The sequence below is a fragment of the Chloroflexota bacterium genome (assembly GCA_016197225.1).
Classification (GTDB): Bacteria; Chloroflexota; Anaerolineae; order Anaerolineales; family VGOW01; genus VGOW01.
On record JACPWC010000074.1, the window covers coordinates 1 to 18,996 of the forward strand.

Sequence of the window (18,996 nt, forward strand, 5' to 3'; positions counted from 1 at the left end):
CTCCCATTTGAATCAGCATGCCGATCAATAACGGAATGTCATCTATTCGGGTCGAGGTTATGGGGAGCTGGGGTATCATATACCCCAGCATAACTCACCTAATTCAACTTTAACCCTAAAATTTTACTCGAAACGGGAGTTGACTACTTGACTAACTTTTCGCCGCCCAGGCTTGGGTGATTCTATCCATGACCATCGCCAACAGAACGATAGCCAGCCCGGCCTCTAGGCCGCGCCCGGTCTGGCTCCGGGCCAGGCCAGCCACAGCCTCAAAGCCCAGCCCCGCCCCGCCCACCAGGCCGGAAATGATGACCATCGAGAGCACGGTCATGATCACTTGATTGACGCCAAGCATGATGGACGGCGCGGCCAGCGGCAGTTGAACTTTGACGAGCGTTTGCCAGTAAGTGGAGCCGAAGGCCTGAGCCGCCTCCACCGCCTCAACCGCCACCTGACGAATGCCCAGGTCGGTGAGCTTGATGCCAGGCGGCAGAGCATAAAGCACCGCCGCGATCAGTCCTGGCACGCGCCCGATGTTGAACAACATGATGACCGGCACCAGGTAGACGAAGGAGGGGATCGTTTGCAGGGTGTCGAGGAGGGGGCGCAGGAAAGCCTGAAAGGAATCACTGCGCGCCGAGAGAATGCCAAGCGGAATGGCAATCGCCACCGAAAAGAGGACGGCCACCAGCACCTGACTCAAGGTGTCCATGCTTGCTTCCCACATCCCCAGCAAACCGAGGCCAAACAGGCTCAACGCGGCGAGCAGGGCCAGCCGCCAGCCACCGGCCAGCCAGCCCAGCAGGCCGGCCAGGGACACCACGCCCGCCCACGGCAAAGCATTTCTGAATAGCGCCCGCATCGGGTCCAACATCCAGATCGTAACGAAGTTGCTGAACGGGCCGGTGCCAAACGGCGAGTTGCCGATCTGGTAAAGGTTGTCGCGCATCCAGGCCACGACGGCGTCTATCGGGGCGCTCAGGCCCAGGTTCCAGGAGTCGGGGAAACCGTAGAGATCGGGAATCAGCAGAGCCAGGATGAATAGAAAGATCAGGAGCAGGGCTGAGTTGATCCAAAATCCGTAGCGGCGAATGAAAGCCGGGCCGGAGGACACATCCAGTTTGACGCCGCTGGAGGTGAGAAACCGGGCCAGGGCCAGCGGCGCGGCCTGCGAGGCGCTCTCCAATTTATCCAGGATCGATTCCCAGAGATTGGTCGGTTCGGCATGTGGCAGGAGCGGCTGATCAATCGGCGAGAAGTCAATCTTGCTCAGGGCTTCGCTGATCCGGTCGAGAACGATTGCCAGAAAGACGATTGACAGCCCGGCTTCGAGCGCCTGGCCCACTTTGAGCAGTTGCAATGATTTGAGGACGACGTTGCCCAGGCCGCCGGCGCCGATCATGGCGGCGATGATGACGATGCCCAGGGCAAACATGATCGTTTGATTGACCCCGGCCATGATCGAGGGCATGGCCAGCGGCACTTGAACCTTGAACAGGGTCTGCCGCGAGGTGGAGCCGAATGAGGTGGCGGCTTCCACCATTTCGGGTTGCACCTGGCGGATGCCGAGGCTGGTGAGGCGGATGACGGGCGGCAGGGCATAGATGACGGTGGCCACCACGCTCGGCACGCGGGCGATGCCAAAGAACAGCAAGACCGGAATCAAATAGACAAAAGCCGGCATGGTCTGCATGGCATCCAGAAGCGGGCGCAGGGTCGCATCGAGGGCATTGTTGCGGGCCGCCAGAATGCCGATTGGGATTCCGATGAGGAGGGCGATGAGAACCGAGACGCCCATCAAGGCCAGGGTTTGCATGCTCTCCGTCCACAGCCCCACCAGTCCCATGAACATCAAACCGACGATTGCCCAGGCGCTCACCCGCCAGCCCGCCAGCCGAAAGCCAATCAATCCAAAGACGGCCACCACCACCGGCCAGGGCAAGGCCAGCAAGAGGTCTTCCATCCGCCGCAGGCCGAAATCAATGGCGTCGCTGAGCGGCTCGAAGAAGAAGACAAAGGCCGGGTGCGTCGCCCGGTTGCCGATCACCCAATCCTGAAAGGCGTCAACCGGTGCGCGCAGGCCCAGGTTCCAGGCGGCGGGGAAGTCGTTGAGTCCGGCGGGCAAGGTATAGCCGATGAGTAGGCCAAGAACGACCACGCCAATAATCAACACCGGCGGCAACGCTTTTTGCCATGGCGCCTGCTCGTGCCTGGGGGTAATTTGAGTCTCGACCATAAGTTACCGTCCTCTCAGACCTTCGTCTCGCTAACCAACGCCTGCATGACGCTCACTCGATCAATGCAACCGACGATGCGCTTGCTTTCGTCCACCACCACCACCGGCGAATCGGTGGCGACCACCACCGGGATTACCTCAGCCAGCTTCGCCGTCGAGGCCACCATCGGATGATCAGTGTCCTCTGCGCCCAGGCAGGGCTTCATGATGCTGGCCGCCGTCAAAATTTTGGCGCGCGGCGCGTCTTTGGTGAAGGCGCTGACGTAGCTGTTCACCGGGTGAGCCACCACGTCCTCAGGCGTGCCCACCTGCACAAACTGCCCGTCGCGCATGATGGCGATATGGTCGCCCAGCCGCAGGGCTTCGGCGAAGTCGTGAGTGATGAAGATGATCGTCTTGCCCAGCTTGCTTCGCAGGTTCAGCAGTTCATCCTGCATGTCGCGGCGGATGAGAGGATCGAGGGCGCTGAACGGCTCGTCGAAAAGCAGAATCTGGGGGTCAACCGCCAGCGCCCGGGCCAGGCCCACGCGTTGCTGCATGCCGCCGCTCAACTGTTTGGGGTAGTGCCGTTCCCACCCGGCCAGGCCCACCAGCTTAAGCATGGCCGCCGCGCGATCCAGCCGCTCGGTCTTGCCAGCGCCCTGCACCTCCAGGCCGTAAGCCACGTTTTCGATCACCCGGCGGTGCGGAAACAAGCCGAAGTTCTGGAACACCATGCTGATCTTGTGTCGGCGCAGTTCCAGCAACTGCCGGGCGTCCATCGTCACCACGTCCTGCCCGCCGACGATGATAGCGCCCTGAGTCGGCTCGATGAGACGCGAGATGCACCGCACGAGCGTGGACTTGCCACTGCCCGACAGGCCCATCACCACAAACGTCTCGCCCTTTTGGACGTTGAACGACACCCCGCGCACGGCGACCAGGTGTCCGGTGCGGGTGAGAATCTGGCTCCGGGATTGCTCCGGGTCAATCGTCTCGATCAGGTGTTGAGGATTCTTGCCGAACACCTTCCAAACATCCTGACAGGCAATTTCGTAGGCGGGGGCTGGGTGGGTCAAAGGCGTTGTCCAATCGGGCAAAGTGGGGATAGTGGCTTGCCAGTAGTTTATGAAAATTGCAGTAAAAGTCAATTGCTTTCGTGATTTTTGTAGCTAACTTGACTCGAACTAGTTACCTGTGACATACTGTCATACACATTCCACAGAGGGGGCCAACACAAGGAGAGGAAAACCATGACGAAAAAAAATCGCATCACCTACCTGATTCTTGGCGTCGTCGTCGGCCTGTTCCTTACCGCCTGCGCCGGCGTCGTCACGGGGAAGATAGACGTGCCGGGCAGCACCGGAGTGTTCACCTTCGGCCCCTCCGTACAGGTTGTCCAGGCTCCGGAAATTCAACTGGACACGGTCAACCTGATCCCGATCGCCTACGAAAAAGCGCAACTGATGGCGACGCACAAGGCGGCGCTTCAAGAGATGGTCGTCGAACAGACCACCGTCCATCACTGCAATCGCCCATAATCGTATTCCAGCCAGGATTCAAACCCGGCAACGCTAGTGGGCGGTTCATCATAACTGCTTTAGGGAAAAGCTACAAACTGTGGTAAGATAGCGGCAGTTGCAGGTTTTGCGTTTTGCCCCTTTGCCGCCAGACCCTTCTGTGGACTGGCGGCATTTTCGTTAATTGGCCCGATGGCCTAACTCAAGGAGAGTTAACTGTGGAATTGAAATTGTATGTTGGCAACTTGTCGTACGAAACCTCGGAGGACGATCTGCGAACGCTGTTCGCTCAGGCCGGGACGGTGAATTCGGTGGCCTTAATTAAAGACCGCGACACCGGCCGCTCCAAAGGATTCGCATTTGTCGAGATGAGCACCCAGGCTGAGGCCCAAAAAGCGATCAGCATGTTCAATGCCTTCCGGATGAATGACCGTGAGCTGGCAGTGAACATGGCCCGGCCACGCGAAGAACGAAGCGGCGGCGGGTTCGGCAATCAACGCGGGGGCTTTGGCAATCGCCAGGGACAGGGCGGGGGCCGCCCGCGCCGGAGTGGCGGCGGCACAAAGCGGTATTAATTCCGCCTTTTGAGGAACACCTCATGCAATTCAAAGTTGGGGAGCGTGTCGTTCATCCTGCTCACGGCATTGGTCAGATCGTCAAAATCGAAGAGAAGCGGCTTTTTGGGGGCGAAGCTCGCCTGTATTACGAAGTCGCCACCCAGAAGAATACTATTTGGGTGCCCATCGAGGCCGGCAAAACCGTCGGACTTCGCCCACTAATGACCAGAGACGATCTCGCCCGATTCCGTGGCATCTTGAAAAGCCGCCCGACGGCGCTGAACAAAGACCATCGCCTGCGGCATCTTGAAGTCATGGAGCGCCTGAAGCAAGGCTCACTCCAGGTCGTCTGCGAAGTTGTGCGTGATTTAACAGCCCGCACCTGGCAAAAACCGCTCAACGAAGCAGACACTATCTCTCTCCGAAAAGCGCACGAGCAACTCTGCCACGAGTGGGCGGCGGCGAAAGATGTTTCAACCGACCAGGCCTCTGAGGAAATTGCCGCACTGCTTTTGGAAACCCGGCGGAACCACGAAACCGAATAAGCCCGGTTGATCAATCAAATAAACACAGCGGCCTTCTTGATCAGAAGGCCGCTAATGTTTTAATCGGCAGTCACGCAATCGGGCTACCCAACTCGGCCCCGTCGTCCGGTTTGAGCAGAATGACGGTGTCGTCGGCGTTGATCGCGCCCAGCACCAGCACTTCAGACTTGAACTTGCCAACCTGCTTGGGCGGAAAGTTGGTGACGGCGACGATGAGGCGGCCCAACAGTTCTTCCTTGTTGTAATTCGTCACTTGCGCCGACGACTGCTTGACGCCATACGGCCCAAAGTCCAGCGTTAGCTTGTAGGCGGGTTTGCGGGCTTCGGGGAAATCGTGGACGGCAGTGATGCGGCCCACCCTCATTTCGACTTTCTCAAAATCAGAAAAGACAATTGTTGGCATTTTTGAAAACGGATGAATCGGGTTGACTGGATAAACTTGAAATTTGTCGTTCTCTATTGTTGCCGGGCTTGCCGTCTCTGTTCGCGGCGAGCCGCCCGCTCCGCGGCGGCGGAATCGGTCGGGGCGGCGGTTGCCCCGGAGTCGGCGACTTTGGCCGCGGCCAGTTGGCGAGTGTAGCTGATCCAGTTGCCGCAATTTTCGTCGTGGCCCATCATCACGTCGGCGGCCAAAATCATTTTCTTGATCTCCGGCTCAATCGGGTTGGTGATCGCGCAACACATGCCGGCCGTGATCGCCATCGCCAGAAACGCGCCGTTGAGGGTCGGGCGGTCGGGCATGCCGAAGGAAATGTTGGACGCGCCGCAGCAGGTGTTCACGCCCAACTCCTCACGGCAACGCCGGACGAGGGTGAACAGCGCCCGGCCCGCCATGCCCAGCGCGCCTATCGGCATCGCCAGCGGATCGATAAGAACGTCCTCACGCGGGATGCCGAACGACTCGGCCCGTTCGACGATCTTCTTAGCCACCGCAAAGCGCGCGTTCGGGTCTTCAGAGATTCCGGTCTCGTCGTTGGAGATGCCGATGACGGCGCACTTGTATTTTGCCACCAGCGGCAGAACCACATCCAGGCGCTCATCTTCGCCCGTCACCGAGTTGAGGAGCGGTTTGCCTTTGTAGGCGGCCAACCCGGACTCCAACGCTTTGACGATGGACGAGTCGATGCACAGCGGCACATCCGTCACCGACTGGACGAGGCGAATGGCTTCGGCCAGAATGCCCGGCTCGTCGGCCAGCGGGATGCCGGCGTTCACGTCGAGCATGTGCGCCCCGGCTTCTACTTGAGCAATGGCATCCGAACGCACGCGCTCAAAATTTCCGGCGGCCATTTCGGCGGCCAGCTTCTTGCGCCCGGTGGGGTTGATGCGCTCGCCGATGATGACGAACGGGTGATCGGGGCCGATGTGTATAGTTTTGGTTGGGGAGGTGAGGATGGTTTCCATTCCTGTCTTTCTGCAACACAAAGATACCAAGACACTAAGGCGCCAAGAAAACTTTGTGTCTTTGTGGCTTCGTGTCTTAGTGGTTAAGTCGGGCGGTCGTTTGCGAAACGTTTGCTCCCAACGATTCGCTTTGGCGGCGACGGGGCAACAACCCGGCCTCTTCGATGATCTCGGCCACCAGTTCTTCCTGCCGGTAAGCCATGACATGCACGCCGCTTACGCCGGCAATTTCGCGCACCTGTTGGATAATTTCGACGCACAGTTTCTTGCCTTCAAGCTGTTGTTTCTGCGCGCCCTTCAGGCGATTCACGATTTCGTCGGGGATGTAGACGCCCGGCACGTTGTTCCGCATCCACTCGGCGATCTTGGCCGAGCGCAAGGGGCCAACGCCAACGAGGATGAATACCTTTTTGTCGTAGCCCTTGTCGCGCACTACTTTCATAAACTCACGCAGGCGCGGCACATCAAAGCAATATTGAGTCTGAATGAACTCAGCCCCGGCTTCGATCTTTTTGCCCAATCGCAAAGGCCGGAAATCATACGGCGGCACGAATGGATTCTCCGCCGCGCCCACAAAAACTTTGGGTGGCACGTCGAGCTTGCGCCCGCTGAGGAAGTGGCCTTTGTCGCGCATGATGCGCACTGTCCGCAGCAACGTCATCGAGTCGAGATCGAAAACGGGCTTGGCTTCGGGTTGGTCGCCGGCCTGCACGCCGTCGCCCGTCAGGCATAGCACGTTTTTTACACCCATCGCCGCCGCGCCGAGCAGGTCGCCCTGCATGGCAATGCGGTTGCGGTCGCGGCACGACATCTGATAGACCGGCTCGTATCCGGCGCGGGTGAGCAGGGCGCAGATGCCGACGCTGGACATGTGGCAGTTTGCGCCGGAAGCGTCGGTGGCGTTGATGGCGTCGCAGACGGTGGAAAGCACCAGGGCGCGGTCGTAAACGGCTTGCGGGTCGGCGCTGTCGGGCGGGTTGAGTTCGGCAGTGACGGCGAAACGGCCTGAGCGCAGAACGCGCTCGAGGCGAGAGCCGGAGCTATATTGAGTCATTCCGTCCATCCCACCGGAACCTTCTTCGACTCGCCTGTCACGTCATTGATCCACGCCGAGGTGCCCTGCAAACGGCGGTTGACCGGCGGCAGGACGTGAAGGATTTCTGAGCCATACATCGGCATGTCCTTCGAGCGCTCCCAGGCTTGCACACACACGCACGGCATCTCCGGCTTAATCTCACAATGGCCGTTTGAGCGCACGCCGCCGCACGGGCCGTTCCGTAAATTCTTGGGGCAGTTCATCGGGCAGGTCATACCGGTGCTATGCAGAACACACTGCCCGCACATCTGGCAGTTGAAGACTACGCCCTTGCTGACGATCTCGCCTTGAACGAAAATTTTTTCCACCGCCCCGCCCGGCTTGAGCCAGCTTCGGAAGGGCCGAAGCAGTTTGTGGGTGGCATCGTATGCAATTTCGAGCAGGTGAGGATGGTTTTGCAGGAAGTGCATGGTGCAATGCACAATGCTCAATTCACAAGGCTCAATTGCGCATTGAGAATTATGAATTGTGAATTGGTCACTCTCTTCCCCCGTTCACCGTCAACGCTTCCAGCCGCTCGTCGGAGTAGGCGGCCTCCAGTTCTGCCGCCACCGCTTCGGCTACGGCATCCGGCGTTCCTTCCCGTTCCGCCCCTTCGGAAGTGCGCCATTCGTTCAGGTAATCGTCGGTGTTGAACAGGCCGGACCGCATGGCGGCCCGATCAATGAAAACCTGAAAACGCTCAGAAAGCTGGCGGGCAGCCCGCTCGCGGCCAGCCTTGACCTTCACCTGCGCCGGAATGTCACGCCAGTACACGATCTGATACGTTGCCATTGGTGTTCTCCCAAGCCATTTTCTCCACGAGTCGAGTCTCCAGCGCGCCGTAACCGGTGCGGTGGATTTCAAGCGGCAGTTGAAGGTAGTCTGCCGCCCATTGAGCTTTGGCTCGCAGTTCGGAGTCGTCCTGTTGAACGAGATAGATCACACGAGTGTAGTGGGCAAAATAGTCATCGCGCAATTGCGGATGACGATCCAGGCCCAGCTCTTCGATAACCAGGTGGTCGAAGGACCCGGCTAGATAATCGGTGAGAAAGAACGTGCCGAGTTGATCGTCCATCATCTGTTCAAAAACGCCGGCTTTGCCGTTGGCATACATTTCGTAACAGTGCGGCCCGGCCAGGCGCTCCACGCCTTCCTCGGCCAGCAGGCGGTCGAGCATGCCGCCCGTGCCACAATCGCCATAAACCACAACCACGCGGTCGTACATCACCCGCGCCTCACGAATACGGAGTCTGACGGCAGGCGGGATTTGGTCGGGGCGGTTGTGCAAAAGGGCAGGCACGCCCCACACGTCGGCGTCCCACCCGTGTTTTTCTTTGATCGCCAGCACCTCTCGCGCCAGCGCCCCGCAGACAATCAGAACTGTCTTCATGCAATCACCAATCACTAATAACCAGTAATTGGTTATTGGTTATTCAACGATTCTTTCATCGCCTTCAAATGTGTCGGCGTGCTTCCGCAACAGGCGCCAATGATGCGCGCGCCGGCTTCGCGCACTTGCAATGAGTATTGGGCCAGGGCTTCCGGCGTGGCGCGATAGGCGGCCTTGCCGTTGACGAGTTCAGGCATTCCGGCGTTCGACTTGGAGACGAGAACAGCATCAGGCGCGACGGCCTTCATCTTTTTGACGACGGCCAGCAACTCGTCCGGGCCGTTGCCGCAGTTGCCGCCGACGGCGGCGGCCCCCCACCCCAGCAATGTTTTGGCCGCGTCTTCCGGCTTCACGCCCATCATCGTCCGCCCGTGCGTATCGAACGTCATCGTGGTGATCAACGGAATGTCGGGCGCGACCTTACGCACGCCTTCAATGGCCGCCTGCATCTCTTCGAGCGCCGACATGGTTTCGATCCAGATCAGGTCCACGCCGCCGGCCACGAGCGCGGCGGCTTGTTCGGCGAAGCCCACGACGGCATCGGCGTATTCGAGCGTGCCGAGGGGCGCAAGAATTTCTCCGCTCGGCCCGATGTCACCGGCCACCAGCGCCGCGCCGCCTGCCGCTTCGACTTCGGCGCGCAGGATGACTGCCGCCGTGCGGTTGAGTTCCGGCACGCGGGTTTGCAGATTGTGCATGCCGAGCCGGAAGCGGTTGCCGCCGAAGGTGTTGGTGAGCAAAATTTGCGCGCCCGACTCAAGATAGGCGCGCTGAATGGCCCGCACCTGATCCGGGTGGGCGACGTTCCACACTTCGGGCGGGTCACCGAATTGCAGGCCGGCTTCGAAGAGCATCGTCCCCATCGCGCCGTCGGCCATGACGATGTTTGAGCCGTTGAGCAATGCCTGGAATTTATTCATCGTATTTCGTATTACGTATTGCGTATCACGTATGATGCTACGAAATACGCGCTACGCAATACGCCTCAATTGGCCGCCGCTTTACTGCGTTTGATCGAGATCAACTTCTTCGCCGTCTCGACAGCAATGGCCGCGTCGCGGCAATAGGCGTCGGCTTCGATCTCTTCGGCGAAGGCTTCGTTGAGCGGCGCGCCGCCCACCAGCACGATCACTTTGTCGCGCAAGCCTGCTTCTTTGAGCGCCTTGATCACCACTTCCATGTACGGCATCGTCGTCGTCAACAGGGCGCTCATGCCCACAATATCAGGGTCGTGTTCTTTGATGGCATTGAGGAATTTCTCGGCGTCGTTGTTGATGCCCAGATTGACGACTTTGAATCCCGCGCCTTCCATCATCATCGCCACCAGATTCTTGCCGATGTCGTGGATGTCGCCCTTCACCGTGCCGATGATCATCGTCCCGACCTGCGGGGCGCCGGTCTCGGCCAGCAGGGGCCGCAGGATCGCCATCCCGCCCTTCATCGCCTTGGCCGCCATCAGCACTTCCGGCACAAACAGAATGCCGTCGCGAAAGTCAACGCCGACGATGTCCATCCCGGCCACCAGGCCGGTGGTCAACACCTCGTAAGGCGTCATGCCGCGCCTCAGGCATTCGTTCACCTCAGCCACGACCTCGTCGGCCAGACCGTCGTACAAATCCTCGCCCATCTGTTGCAGAAGTTCCGAGGTTTCAAGTTTGGTGATGTCAAGTTCGTCGCTCATAATTCTCCTTCAGTCATCAGACTTCCGAAGTCTCAGTGACTTCGGAAGTCTGTTTTTTGCCTCGGCGCTGACTGCGGCGGACGGTTGCCCCGCCACTGTTCTTCGCCGGAAGTTGCCCGTCGAGATGCGGGAACGGATCAGTCGCGTGCGGGATGGCAATCGCGCCGACAAATTCATTTTGAAATTCAGCCGCCACTGCGGTTTGAACGTGCACCACGTCCCGCGCCAGTTTGGCCGCCTCGGTTCGGGCGGCCCGGTTCAACAGGGCAATCCGCGCTCCGTCGCCGGCGGCGTTGCCCACTGCGGTTACTTTCGTCAACTCGCAATCGGGGATCATTCCCAAGATCATCGCCTGGCGCGGATCAATATAACTGCCGAACGCGCCGGCCAACACGATGCGATCCACTTGCGTCACGCCGCGCTCGGCCATGAGCAATTTGACTCCCGCGTACAGCGCCGCCTTGCCCAGTTGAATAGCGCGCACGTCGCTTTGGGTCACGACAATGGGGTTGCCGGTGGCTGAATGAATCGCGTCCGCCAAAACGTACTCACCAACGCGCCCGTTGAAGCGAACGCGGGGCGAACGCTCCGGCGCATTTTCGTTGAAGCGGCCATCGTTGTCAATGATCCCGGCCAGATACAATTCGACGATGGCTTCGATAATGCCGCTACCGCAAATGCCGGTGGCTCGAATTCCTTCCGGCAATTCTGCGCCAGGCTCGATCCATTCTTCGCAACCGATCACTTTGAAGCGCGGTTCGAGCGTGACGGGATCGACTCGCACCCGCTCAATCGCGCCAGGCGCGGCGCGCTGGCCGTGGGTGATCTGCGCGCCCTCGAAAGCGGGGCCGGTGGGCGACGAACAGCAAGTGACCTTCTCGCGGTTGCCCAACACAATTTCGGCGTTTGTCCCAACGTCAACGATGAGCAACATTTCGTCCTGGCGGTGCGGGCCTTCGGCCAATTGCACGGCCACGTTATCTGCGCCGACGTGGCCGGCGATGCAGGGCAGAACGTGAACTTGCGCGCCCCCGCCGAGTTTGAGGCCCAGGTCGCGGGCCTTGAGGTCGAGCGGAGAATCAATTGCCAGCGCGAACGGCGCTCCCCCCAATTCCACCGGGTCAAGGCCGAGGAGGATGTGGTGCATCACCGTGTTCCCGGCCAGAACCACGTCGAGGATGTCCTCGACGGCTATCCCGGCCGAGTCGGCGGCGCGTTTGGCGAGATCATTGAGGGCGGCGATGATGACACGATGGAGTCGGGCAACGCCCTGCTTGTCCATCATGGCGTAGCTCACCCGGCTCATTAAATCTTCGCCGTACTTCACTTGCGGGTTCATCGTAGCCTGCGTTGACAGCACTGCGCCGGTTCGCAAGTCGCAAAGGTGAGCGACGACGGTGGTCGAGCCGACGTCAACGGCCAGCCCGTATGCGCCTTCGGCGTAGCCGGGCTGGACGCGCAAAACTTCGCGGTCGTGCCACAGGGTGAGGGTGACAGCGAATTTTCCAGATCGAAGGGCGGGTTGCAGAGTCGGCAACACCTGAGAATCGATAGTGAGGCCGGTCAGTTTCCATTGGTCGGCAACGGCGGCCTGTAGTCGTTCCCAATCGCCTTGATGATCATCTAGAGTCGCTTCAGCGCTTTCAACATAGATTTGGCGAACGGCGGGTTGAATCTCGATGACACGGTCGGTGGCGGCTTTGGCGATGATCTGCTTACGGGCCTGACTCTCTTCAGGGACGATGATGAGCAGGTCGCCGTTGACTTCGCAGGCGCAAGCCAGGCGGCGGCCATCGAGCATGGGGTGCTTCTCGCGGTACGAGGCTTCACCACCACTCATCGGCGAGAGGTGGGCGGCAGAGGAGGTAATGGCGTGTTTCGGGAAATGGCCTTCTTCGACGGCGATCTGACACTTGCCACAAGTTTGGCGGCCACCGCAAATGGATTCTAGTTCGACGCCCAGCAGGCGGGCGGCGTCGAGCAGGTTCATCCCATAAGGAACCTGCCCTTTGCGCCCGGACGGCATGAGGGCGATTTGGATGTGAGTAGACGTGGTCTCAGGCATAGTGGTTGCGTCGCACAATTATAGACGATGCTTTAAGCCCAAGACTAGGGGCTGGGATACAAGGTTTAGAGAGTGATGTTGTGACAAAAGCACAACACAAATTCAGGCTCACGCCTTCGGCTCGGTCAGGTTCTCGGTGTTCTTCACCGGCAATCAAAGACTTCCAATTTGCGCCGAACTTGGGTTATCATTGGACGAAGTCGCCAGCGCCCATATTGAAAAGCTCTTTTCGCGGCTGGGGCGCGGCCAAATTCGCGGCGACGGCGATGATAGGCAAATTTTCACAACAACACTATTACTTTCACGAGGCCAACCATGACTAACACCCTCCAACCCCAACGCACCATCGCCGAACTCAAAGAACTGCGCGCTCTCACCGGGAACGCCGACGGCGCGCAACGCGTGGCCTGGACAGATACCTGGGCCAAAGCCAGAGCCTGGATGGGCGACAAGCTGAAAGAGTTGCCGGTTGAAGTGATAACCGATGAAGCCGGAAACCGTTGGGCGACTCTGCGTGGCGCATCTGAAAAAGAGATGATAATCGGCGGCCACATTGATTCAGTGCCAAACGGCGGCTGGCTCGATGGCTGTCTCAACGTGGTCGCCGGACTCGAAGTCCTGCGCCGCCTTGCCAGCGAAGCCGCCCCGCCCGTCACCGTGCGGCTGGTGGACTGGGCCGACGAGGAGGGCGCGCGCTTCGGGCGCAGCCTGTTCGGGTCAAGCTCTGTTTCAGGCTACATGAACCCGGATGAGTTGCGGGAGTTGAAAGACAGAGACGGCATCCCCCTGCCCGACGCGCTGGCCGCGCATGGCGTTAACCTGGACCGGGCGAAAGAGGCAGGCAAGCAATTGAAGAATGCAAAAGCCTATCTCGAACTGCACATTGAGCAGGGGCCGGTGTTGGAGAGCATGGACTTGCCGCTCGGCGTAGTATTGGGAACCTACGGCGTTGAACGGCACGCGATCAAATTCACCGGCCAGTCGGCCCACGCCGGGTCAACGCCGATGGACAAGCGGCGGGATGCCTTTGGCGCGGCGGCTAAATTGGGTCTGGAGATTCGGGAGATCGGCAAACGTAATGGCGGCGTTTGCACTGTCGGCAGCGTGGTCACCAAACCCGGCATTGTCACCGCCGTCGTCGGCCAGTGCGATATTACCCTCGATCAGCGTCACCTCAACGCCGACTCGCTGGCGAAGATGCTGGCTGAAGCGAAAGAGGCAAGCGAGCGATTTGCGAAAGAGGAAAAAGTTGATGTGGAGTGGAAACGAATCTGGCAGATCGAGCCGATCCTGTTCCACCCTGACCTGATCGAGATGTGTGACGCCGCCATCCACGAGACGTGCGGCACAGCGCATCGCCTGCCCAGCGGCCCCCTGCACGACGCCGCCGAAGTTGCTCGCGCCGGCGTGCCGACGATCATGCTCTTCGTGCAAAGCCTGCGCGGCCTCTCGCACACTAAGGAAGAGGACACAAAAGAGGAACATCTGGCGCTGGCGGTGCAGGCGCTGGATCGGTTGGCGAGCAAAACGATGCAGTGGTTGACCAGATAAAATGTGGCTGTGACAAAAAGCCCGCCTTCGTTTGAAGGCGGGCTTTTTGTTGGCCAACGTGAATTATGGCGTGGGCGTATCTGTCGGCGTGTCGGTTGGCGGGATCGGCGTGTCGGTTGGCGTGTCCGTCGGCGGAATTGGCGTATCCGTGTCCGTCGGCGGAATCGGCGTATTGGTCGGCGTATCGGTCGGCGGAATCGGCGTGTCGGTGTCGGTTGGGGTCAAAGTGTCCGTTGGCGTATTCGACGGCGTAAAGGTGTCGGTAGGTGTGGGTGTGTCGCTGTCAGTGGGCGTAGGCGTCAGAGTCTCTGTCGGCGTGTCCGACGGCGTTGGTGTGTCACTGGGTGTGCGAGACGGTGATGGCGTAAACGTGCGGGTTCTGAAGATACTCGTTAGGCTGGGTTCTTGATTTGGCGCTGTAGTATTTGTCGGGTTGAAAAAGAATGGCGTTTGAGACGGTATGGTCGTTGTCGAAGCAGTTGGCGTGCGGGTGAACGTCAGAGTAAAGGCCAGGGTGGGCACGGGAACACTGGTATTGTTAATTTGAACCACACCTGTGGCCAGCACCAGAGGCTCCGGGCTGGCCGCAACGCTGGCAATTGCCAGCGTATCACTTTGTTGTTCAGCGGCAATTTCCGCCTCCAGCGGCTTCAAATCCAGGTCCGCATTGTTAGGCTCTTCGTAGCTGATAACGCCAAACTGGCTTAGAGAAACAAACAGCGGGCTTGGATCAGCCGAAGCAAAGGCCAGGCGCGTCAGCCCTTGCACAATCAGCAAGCTGATCAAAATCGCAAGGGTGACGGTCGTGATCCACAAAGAGGCTTCTTTGCTTAATTTGAATTTCATGATCAGAATATCCTGCATCAATTATCGTCAGACTGGCACCTGGCTTAAGGACTTAGTCAATCGTTGCAATTCGTTTTGGGTCAAGCCAAATTCCGAGCCTAAGGTTTCACTAATAGTCTCAAATTGCCTGGCCGCCTGCTCCGTCCAACGGCGAACTTCTGTCTGGCTTACACCTTTTAGGCGGGCAATGGTCGTCAGCCCGAAGCCGCGGCAGTAAAGGTATAGAGCTTCAACCACGTCGAGGCTCCGATTCGATCCCACCCAACCTTCCACGCTTTCGAGCGCGGCGCGAGTGCCAATTATCTTTCGCGCCACCAGCGATTTATTATCGCCGAGATAAACTTCACCGTGCTCTGCCGTGATCACCCAGTTTTTATCGTCCAGCAGGTCAATGACAGCTTCGCTGGTTAAAATGTTGCTATCTTCAACCTTGTTAGCCGAAGCCTGAATATGCGCAATGTCCTTGGCCGCGTCACCAACGAGGGTGTAATCGGCTCGATCCGCCGCCCCCACGTTCCCGGCCACCACTTCGCCGGCATGCAGGCTCATATCAACTTTCACCGGGATTTGCCCGCTATCAATGCGGCGGGCATTAAGCTCCGCCAGCCGCGCTCGTATGATTGTCGCCGTCTGGATTGCCCGGCGCGCCGAGTCGCCAGGTTCAGTCGTAATCGGAGCGCCAAACGCCGACAAAATGCTGTCGCCGTTGAGACGGCTCACCGTCCCGCCTTGTTCCCGAACAGCGTTGATCACCAGGGTGCTGTAGTTATTGAGAAAGTTGACAACTTCCTGCGGCCCGTAATACTCCGATAGCGTGGCAAAATTGCGAATGTCCACCGAGAGCAAAACCACGAATTTCTGCTCGCCGGCCAGGTCAACCCGTCCGGCCAGTAGCGCGTCTCGCACCTCTTTAGAGGCAATCTTACCGGATAATTCGTTCATGATCTCGCGCTGGCGCAGTTCACGGATCATCCGGTTGAAGTAACGGGCCAGCAAGCCAAACTCATCGTCGGTATGCTCCTTCACCTGAACGTCCAGGTGGCCTTCGGCAACCAACTCGGAGGCATGCACCAGTTCAAAGACCGGCACGGAAATAATTTGCGCCACAACCACGCCCAGGCCAATAATGGCCAAGATGCCCATCATGAACCAGATGGCAAGTTCGGTGGGGCTAAATTGGCTGTTCTGGGCAATAAGCGATCGTGGCAGAGCAACGCCGATCATCCAGCCCGACGGTTGCCCGCGTAGAGCCAATGCGCCCAAAACTTCATTGTATTCTTCCCCCGGAACTTCAAACAGACGGTTCTGCAAACGGCTCAGCTTGCCTTCGGCAACAGCTTCAACCGTTTCCGGCGTTAGAGCCGGCATTTGGAACACATCGTCGAAAGTGGTTGCCACCGCTTTGCCATCCCGCTTGAAGATGGTCACCTTTGCATCTGGATCGCTGCTCATTTTGGCGAGCAGATCATCCAGCGGCGTTCCTGCCAGCACTGCGCCAATGACAGTGTCCCCGTCTTTTACAGGGCGAACGGTGTACACCACCGCCCCCCACGGCGCCTCAACCACTCCCACAAACTTGTCGCCCAAAGCATCGGTTTCGCCCGCCAAAACACGTTGCACCGGTTCCCACGATTTGAAATCAGTGGTCTCGCCCGTGACAAAATTGTTGTTGTCATCAGCCCGCAGGCTGTAGATGGCCTTGCCGTCAATGTCCAAAATATGAACAATGGTCAGGCTTGGATAGTTGGCAACAATTGGCCGGATCAGTTCATTCAGTTTTGCCGAGTCGCGTTGCGCCACCGCCTCAGCCACGCCCGCCGTCCGCCCAACGGCGCGCACGTTCGCCAGTTGATCCGCCTCCGTCTGAAAGACGGCATCGCTCGCCACCGTGAAGCCGTCCACTAGTTGGCCGCGGAACTGGTCTTGCAACGTCCGGGCAAAAGCCTGGCTCACCAGCCAGGTAGCCACGCCGGCCAGCAGAAGCACCACGATAATGTAGGGAATCGTGATCTTCAACCGCAAAGGCAAAGACAGCACTGCGGCGAACAGACGTGAAGCCGGGTTGAGTTGAGGGTTATCTCTCATAAGTTACAACGGGGTTCAATTACAGATTAGAATATTGATGTCAGGTCAAAATTGAGCAAAGATTTGTTGTGTTTTTCGTCAACTGGCAGGATTATAGTACACTTTAGCAAATCAAACGCGCCTAGCCTGAATTTACTACCTTTGAAAGAGCAAATCCTTTATCTCGACCCACACGACGACTACCACTCTGCACGAGACAAAATCGGCTGGGCGCAAACTGACCGCATCCTGCTGGTTTGGCCGTCACGTCAGCGGGTGCGCCGCCTCAACCGCCAACTCGATCTTCTTCTTTTACAACGCCATGCCGCCAAGCTCGGCGCAAAACTGGCTTTTGTCACTGCCGATCTGGTTGTTTGCGACCACGCCGACGCGCTGGGCATCGCCGTCTTCGACTCGGTCAACGACAGCCACCTGCACCCCTGGCGGCTCCGTCGCGCCGCCCGCCCCGTTCGCCCGCCGAAACCCAAAGCCGAGCCTGAAGATGAACGCCCCCTTTTCGCCTGGCCCAAACCAAAATGGCTACAGTCGCGGGCTGTGCGCTGGCTGGCGGGTGGCATTGTGTTTGTCATTGCCATCAGCACCATCACCATTCTACTGGCTCTGGCTCTGCCGACCGCCCACATCACGCTCATTCCTCAACAACAAACGCTCAACGCTGGCATGACGATTACGGCTGACCCGGCTCAAGCGGAAGTTGATGCTGCTGCCAGGGTCATCCCGGCAAAAACAGTCACCGTCGTCCTGACCGGCTCAAATGAAGTCTCCACCACCGGCAGTGTTGACGAGGCCACCGCCAAAGCCGGGGGAACAGTCACTTTTACCAACCTCACCAACCAGGCCGTTCGCATTCCGGCGGGCACGGCGGTGCGAACCACCGGCGGCAACCCGGTCCAATTTGTCATCCAGAAGGATGTGACGTTGGAAGCCAGGCGCGGCGCTGTGGGCGAGGCCCCGATTTTGTCTAGCGAGCCAGGGCCGGCGGGGAACGTGGAGGCCGGTTTGATCAACAGCGTCGAAGGGCCGTTGAGCGTTCAGGCCGCTGTCGTAAACGCCGCCCCGACAACAGGCGGCGATGTGAAACAGGTGGCCGCCGTCACCGACGACGACCGCGCGCGAGCCAAAGAGGAATTGTTGGCCCAACTCCGCCAGCAAGGTTACGCCGAATTGCTGGCCCGGTTGAAAGAGGGCCAGTTCGCTCCGGTGCTAACTGTCAACATTGTTCGAGTTCTGGATGAGACTTACGATCGCTTTGTGGGTGAAAAGGCGGATCGCCTTCAACTTGAAATGCGGGCCGAGGTCGGCGTCACGATTGTGGATGAAGCTCAGGCATTCGCGGTTGGGCAGGCCCAAATCGAGTCGCAGTTGGGAGACAACCTGGCCCTGATTCCAAACACGCTGACGGTTGCCCGGAGCGACACCATCATCGTTAACGAAGCCGGACGCATCCAGTTCGACATCACTGCCAGCGCCAAAGCCGGCGCTTCCATCAACCCGGACGAGGTTCGCGAAAGCGCGCGCTGGCAGGCCGCCGACCAGATCGCCAACGTCCTCTACAACAGCCTGCCGGTCGCTCAAAAACCGGGCGTGATCATTTGGCCGAATTGGTTCCAACGCATGCCCTGGCTGGCCTGGCGAATTGAAGTGGAAATTAAGCCGGAAGAGTAACCGTGCGTTTCTTAGGAATTGATCACGGCGATGTGAGAATTGGGCTGGCCCTCAGCGACGAAACTGGCCTAGTTGCCCGGCCATTCCAAATCATCAAGCATACTTCGCGCGCCGGAGACGCCGAAACCATCGTCAACATCGCCGCCGCGCAAAACGTCTCCCGAATCATCGTCGGCCTTCCCACCGGCGACGACGGCCAAACCGGCCACCAGGGCCGCAAAGTCCAACGCTGGGCCGAGGCGCTGGCCGAGGCCACGTCCATTCCAATTGAGTTTTGGGACGAGTCGCTCTCATCGGTTGAGGCGGGTGGCTTGCGAAGCAAGCGCAAGGGCAAACGCCACCTACCCCTCGACGCCGAAGCCGCCGCCCTCATCCTCCAGAGTTATCTCGATGC

Annotated in this window: 19 protein-coding genes; 6 read left to right on the forward strand and 13 right to left on the reverse strand. The window is 59.1% G+C overall.

The features are described from left to right. Positions 1 to 151: 151 nt before the first annotated feature. Together HYZ49_14070 and HYZ49_14075 are read right to left on the reverse strand one after the other, a co-directional pair. On the reverse strand, positions 152 to 2,236 hold the full coding sequence (locus HYZ49_14070) for an ABC transporter permease subunit (GenBank protein ID MBI3243411.1): 2,085 nt from the start codon (positions 2,234 to 2,236) through the stop codon (positions 152 to 154). 14 nt (positions 2,237 to 2,250) lie between these two features. Beyond that, a complete protein-coding gene (locus HYZ49_14075; protein MBI3243412.1) occupies positions 2,251 to 3,324 on the reverse strand; it encodes a glycine betaine/L-proline ABC transporter ATP-binding protein in 1,074 nt (357 codons plus the stop codon). A gap of 144 nt (positions 3,325 to 3,468) precedes the next feature. Here HYZ49_14075 and HYZ49_14080 point away from each other — a divergent pair, with 144 nt between their 5' ends. The 3 genes from HYZ49_14080 (at position 3,469) to HYZ49_14090 (ending at position 4,837) form a co-directional block, all read left to right on the forward strand. After that, positions 3,469 to 3,756, forward strand: a complete 288-nt coding sequence (locus tag HYZ49_14080) for a hypothetical protein (protein MBI3243413.1) — start codon at positions 3,469 to 3,471, stop codon at positions 3,754 to 3,756. A 203-nt stretch (positions 3,757 to 3,959) separates the two neighbouring features. Beyond that, positions 3,960 to 4,310, forward strand: a complete 351-nt coding sequence (locus tag HYZ49_14085) for an RNA-binding protein (protein MBI3243414.1) — start codon at positions 3,960 to 3,962, stop codon at positions 4,308 to 4,310. Between the two features lie 23 nt (positions 4,311 to 4,333). After that, positions 4,334 to 4,837 carry a hypothetical protein gene (locus HYZ49_14090; protein ID MBI3243415.1) on the forward strand — a complete coding sequence of 168 codons (504 nt, stop codon included), beginning with the start codon at positions 4,334 to 4,336 and terminating at the stop codon, positions 4,835 to 4,837. A 70-nt stretch (positions 4,838 to 4,907) separates the two neighbouring features. Here HYZ49_14090 and HYZ49_14095 read toward each other — a convergent pair whose 3' ends face one another. The 9 genes from HYZ49_14095 to HYZ49_14135 form a co-directional block, all read right to left on the reverse strand. After that, positions 4,908 to 5,240: a tRNA-binding protein gene (locus HYZ49_14095; GenBank protein ID MBI3243416.1), complete on the reverse strand. Its 333-nt coding sequence runs from the start codon at positions 5,238 to 5,240 to the stop codon at positions 4,908 to 4,910. A 53-nt stretch (positions 5,241 to 5,293) separates the two neighbouring features. Then, on the reverse strand, positions 5,294 to 6,241 hold the full coding sequence (locus tag HYZ49_14100) for a dihydropteroate synthase (protein ID MBI3243417.1): 948 nt from the start codon (positions 6,239 to 6,241) through the stop codon (positions 5,294 to 5,296). A 76-nt stretch (positions 6,242 to 6,317) separates the two neighbouring features. Further along, a complete protein-coding gene (locus HYZ49_14105; protein ID MBI3243418.1) occupies positions 6,318 to 7,304 on the reverse strand; it encodes a methylenetetrahydrofolate reductase in 987 nt (328 codons plus the stop codon). Beyond that, on the reverse strand, positions 7,292 to 7,747 hold the full coding sequence (locus HYZ49_14110; protein ID MBI3243419.1) for a methylenetetrahydrofolate reductase C-terminal domain-containing protein: 456 nt from the start codon (positions 7,745 to 7,747) through the stop codon (positions 7,292 to 7,294). The genes HYZ49_14105 and HYZ49_14110 overlap by 13 nt, the downstream gene beginning before the upstream one ends. A 67-nt stretch (positions 7,748 to 7,814) precedes the next feature. Further along, positions 7,815 to 8,111 carry a virulence factor gene (locus tag HYZ49_14115; GenBank protein ID MBI3243420.1) on the reverse strand — a complete coding sequence of 99 codons (297 nt, stop codon included), beginning with the start codon at positions 8,109 to 8,111 and terminating at the stop codon, positions 7,815 to 7,817. Beyond that, complete coding sequence (locus HYZ49_14120; protein MBI3243421.1) at positions 8,080 to 8,709, reverse strand: DUF1638 domain-containing protein; 630 nt, start codon at positions 8,707 to 8,709, stop codon at positions 8,080 to 8,082. The genes HYZ49_14115 and HYZ49_14120 overlap by 32 nt, the downstream gene beginning before the upstream one ends. A 32-nt stretch (positions 8,710 to 8,741) precedes the next feature. Continuing rightward, complete coding sequence (gene bmt / locus HYZ49_14125) at positions 8,742 to 9,629, reverse strand: betaine--homocysteine S-methyltransferase (protein ID MBI3243422.1); 888 nt, start codon at positions 9,627 to 9,629, stop codon at positions 8,742 to 8,744. Positions 9,630 to 9,694: 65 nt separating this feature from the next. Then, positions 9,695 to 10,390 carry a corrinoid protein gene (locus HYZ49_14130; protein ID MBI3243423.1) on the reverse strand — a complete coding sequence of 232 codons (696 nt, stop codon included), beginning with the start codon at positions 10,388 to 10,390 and terminating at the stop codon, positions 9,695 to 9,697. Positions 10,391 to 10,406: 16 nt separating this feature from the next. Beyond that, on the reverse strand, positions 10,407 to 12,416 hold the full coding sequence (locus HYZ49_14135) for a DUF4445 domain-containing protein (protein MBI3243424.1): 2,010 nt from the start codon (positions 12,414 to 12,416) through the stop codon (positions 10,407 to 10,409). Between the two features lie 354 nt (positions 12,417 to 12,770). Here HYZ49_14135 and HYZ49_14140 point away from each other — a divergent pair, with 354 nt between their 5' ends. Then, positions 12,771 to 14,006 (forward strand): hydantoinase/carbamoylase family amidase, encoded by a 1,236-nt coding sequence (locus tag HYZ49_14140; protein MBI3243425.1) that lies wholly within the window; start codon positions 12,771 to 12,773, stop codon positions 14,004 to 14,006. A gap of 63 nt (positions 14,007 to 14,069) precedes the next feature. On the opposite strand, the gene HYZ49_14145 is transcribed toward HYZ49_14140, so the two are convergent. Next, positions 14,070 to 14,852, reverse strand: coding sequence for a hypothetical protein (locus tag HYZ49_14145; protein MBI3243426.1), 783 nt, complete (start codon positions 14,850 to 14,852; stop codon positions 14,070 to 14,072). A 27-nt stretch (positions 14,853 to 14,879) separates the two neighbouring features. Beyond that, on the reverse strand, positions 14,880 to 16,937 hold the full coding sequence (locus HYZ49_14150) for a HAMP domain-containing protein (GenBank protein MBI3243427.1): 2,058 nt from the start codon (positions 16,935 to 16,937) through the stop codon (positions 14,880 to 14,882). A gap of 141 nt (positions 16,938 to 17,078) precedes the next feature. On the opposite strand from HYZ49_14150, the gene HYZ49_14155 reads away from it, so the two are divergent. Beyond that, positions 17,079 to 18,602, forward strand: coding sequence for a hypothetical protein (locus tag HYZ49_14155; protein MBI3243428.1), 1,524 nt, complete (start codon positions 17,079 to 17,081; stop codon positions 18,600 to 18,602). 2 nt (positions 18,603 to 18,604) lie between these two features. Then, positions 18,605 to 18,996 (forward strand): Holliday junction resolvase RuvX (gene ruvX, locus HYZ49_14160; protein MBI3243429.1); only part of this gene is annotated, 392 nt, incomplete at its 3' end.

Bases quoted from the DNA above. Each gene is read 5' to 3' on its own strand.
- HYZ49_14095 (MBI3243416.1), bottom strand. From the start codon at position 5,240: ATGCCAACAATTGTCTTTTCTGATTTTGAGAAAGTCGAAATGAGGGTG.
- HYZ49_14100 (MBI3243417.1), bottom strand. From the start codon at position 6,241: ATGGAAACCATCCTCACCTCCCCAACCAAAACTATACACATCGGCCCC.
- HYZ49_14150 (MBI3243427.1), bottom strand. From the start codon at position 16,937: ATGAGAGATAACCCTCAACTCAACCCGGCTTCACGTCTGTTCGCCGCA.
- HYZ49_14080 (MBI3243413.1), top strand. From the start codon at position 3,469: ATGACGAAAAAAAATCGCATCACCTACCTGATTCTTGGCGTCGTCGTC.
- HYZ49_14090 (MBI3243415.1), top strand. From the start codon at position 4,334: ATGCAATTCAAAGTTGGGGAGCGTGTCGTTCATCCTGCTCACGGCATT.
- HYZ49_14115 (MBI3243420.1), bottom strand. From the start codon at position 8,111: ATGGCAACGTATCAGATCGTGTACTGGCGTGACATTCCGGCGCAGGTG.
- HYZ49_14070 (MBI3243411.1), bottom strand. From the start codon at position 2,236: ATGGTCGAGACTCAAATTACCCCCAGGCACGAGCAGGCGCCATGGCAA.
- HYZ49_14145 (MBI3243426.1), bottom strand. From the start codon at position 14,852: ATGAAATTCAAATTAAGCAAAGAAGCCTCTTTGTGGATCACGACCGTC.
- bmt (MBI3243422.1), bottom strand. From the start codon at position 9,629: ATGAATAAATTCCAGGCATTGCTCAACGGCTCAAACATCGTCATGGCC.
- HYZ49_14120 (MBI3243421.1), bottom strand. From the start codon at position 8,709: ATGAAGACAGTTCTGATTGTCTGCGGGGCGCTGGCGCGAGAGGTGCTG.
- HYZ49_14105 (MBI3243418.1), bottom strand. From the start codon at position 7,304: ATGGACGGAATGACTCAATATAGCTCCGGCTCTCGCCTCGAGCGCGTT.
- HYZ49_14140 (MBI3243425.1), top strand. From the start codon at position 12,771: ATGACTAACACCCTCCAACCCCAACGCACCATCGCCGAACTCAAAGAA.
- HYZ49_14130 (MBI3243423.1), bottom strand. From the start codon at position 10,390: ATGAGCGACGAACTTGACATCACCAAACTTGAAACCTCGGAACTTCTG.
- HYZ49_14135 (MBI3243424.1), bottom strand. From the start codon at position 12,416: ATGCCGTCCGGGCGCAAAGGGCAGGTTCCTTATGGGATGAACCTGCTC.
- HYZ49_14110 (MBI3243419.1), bottom strand. From the start codon at position 7,747: ATGCACTTCCTGCAAAACCATCCTCACCTGCTCGAAATTGCATACGAT.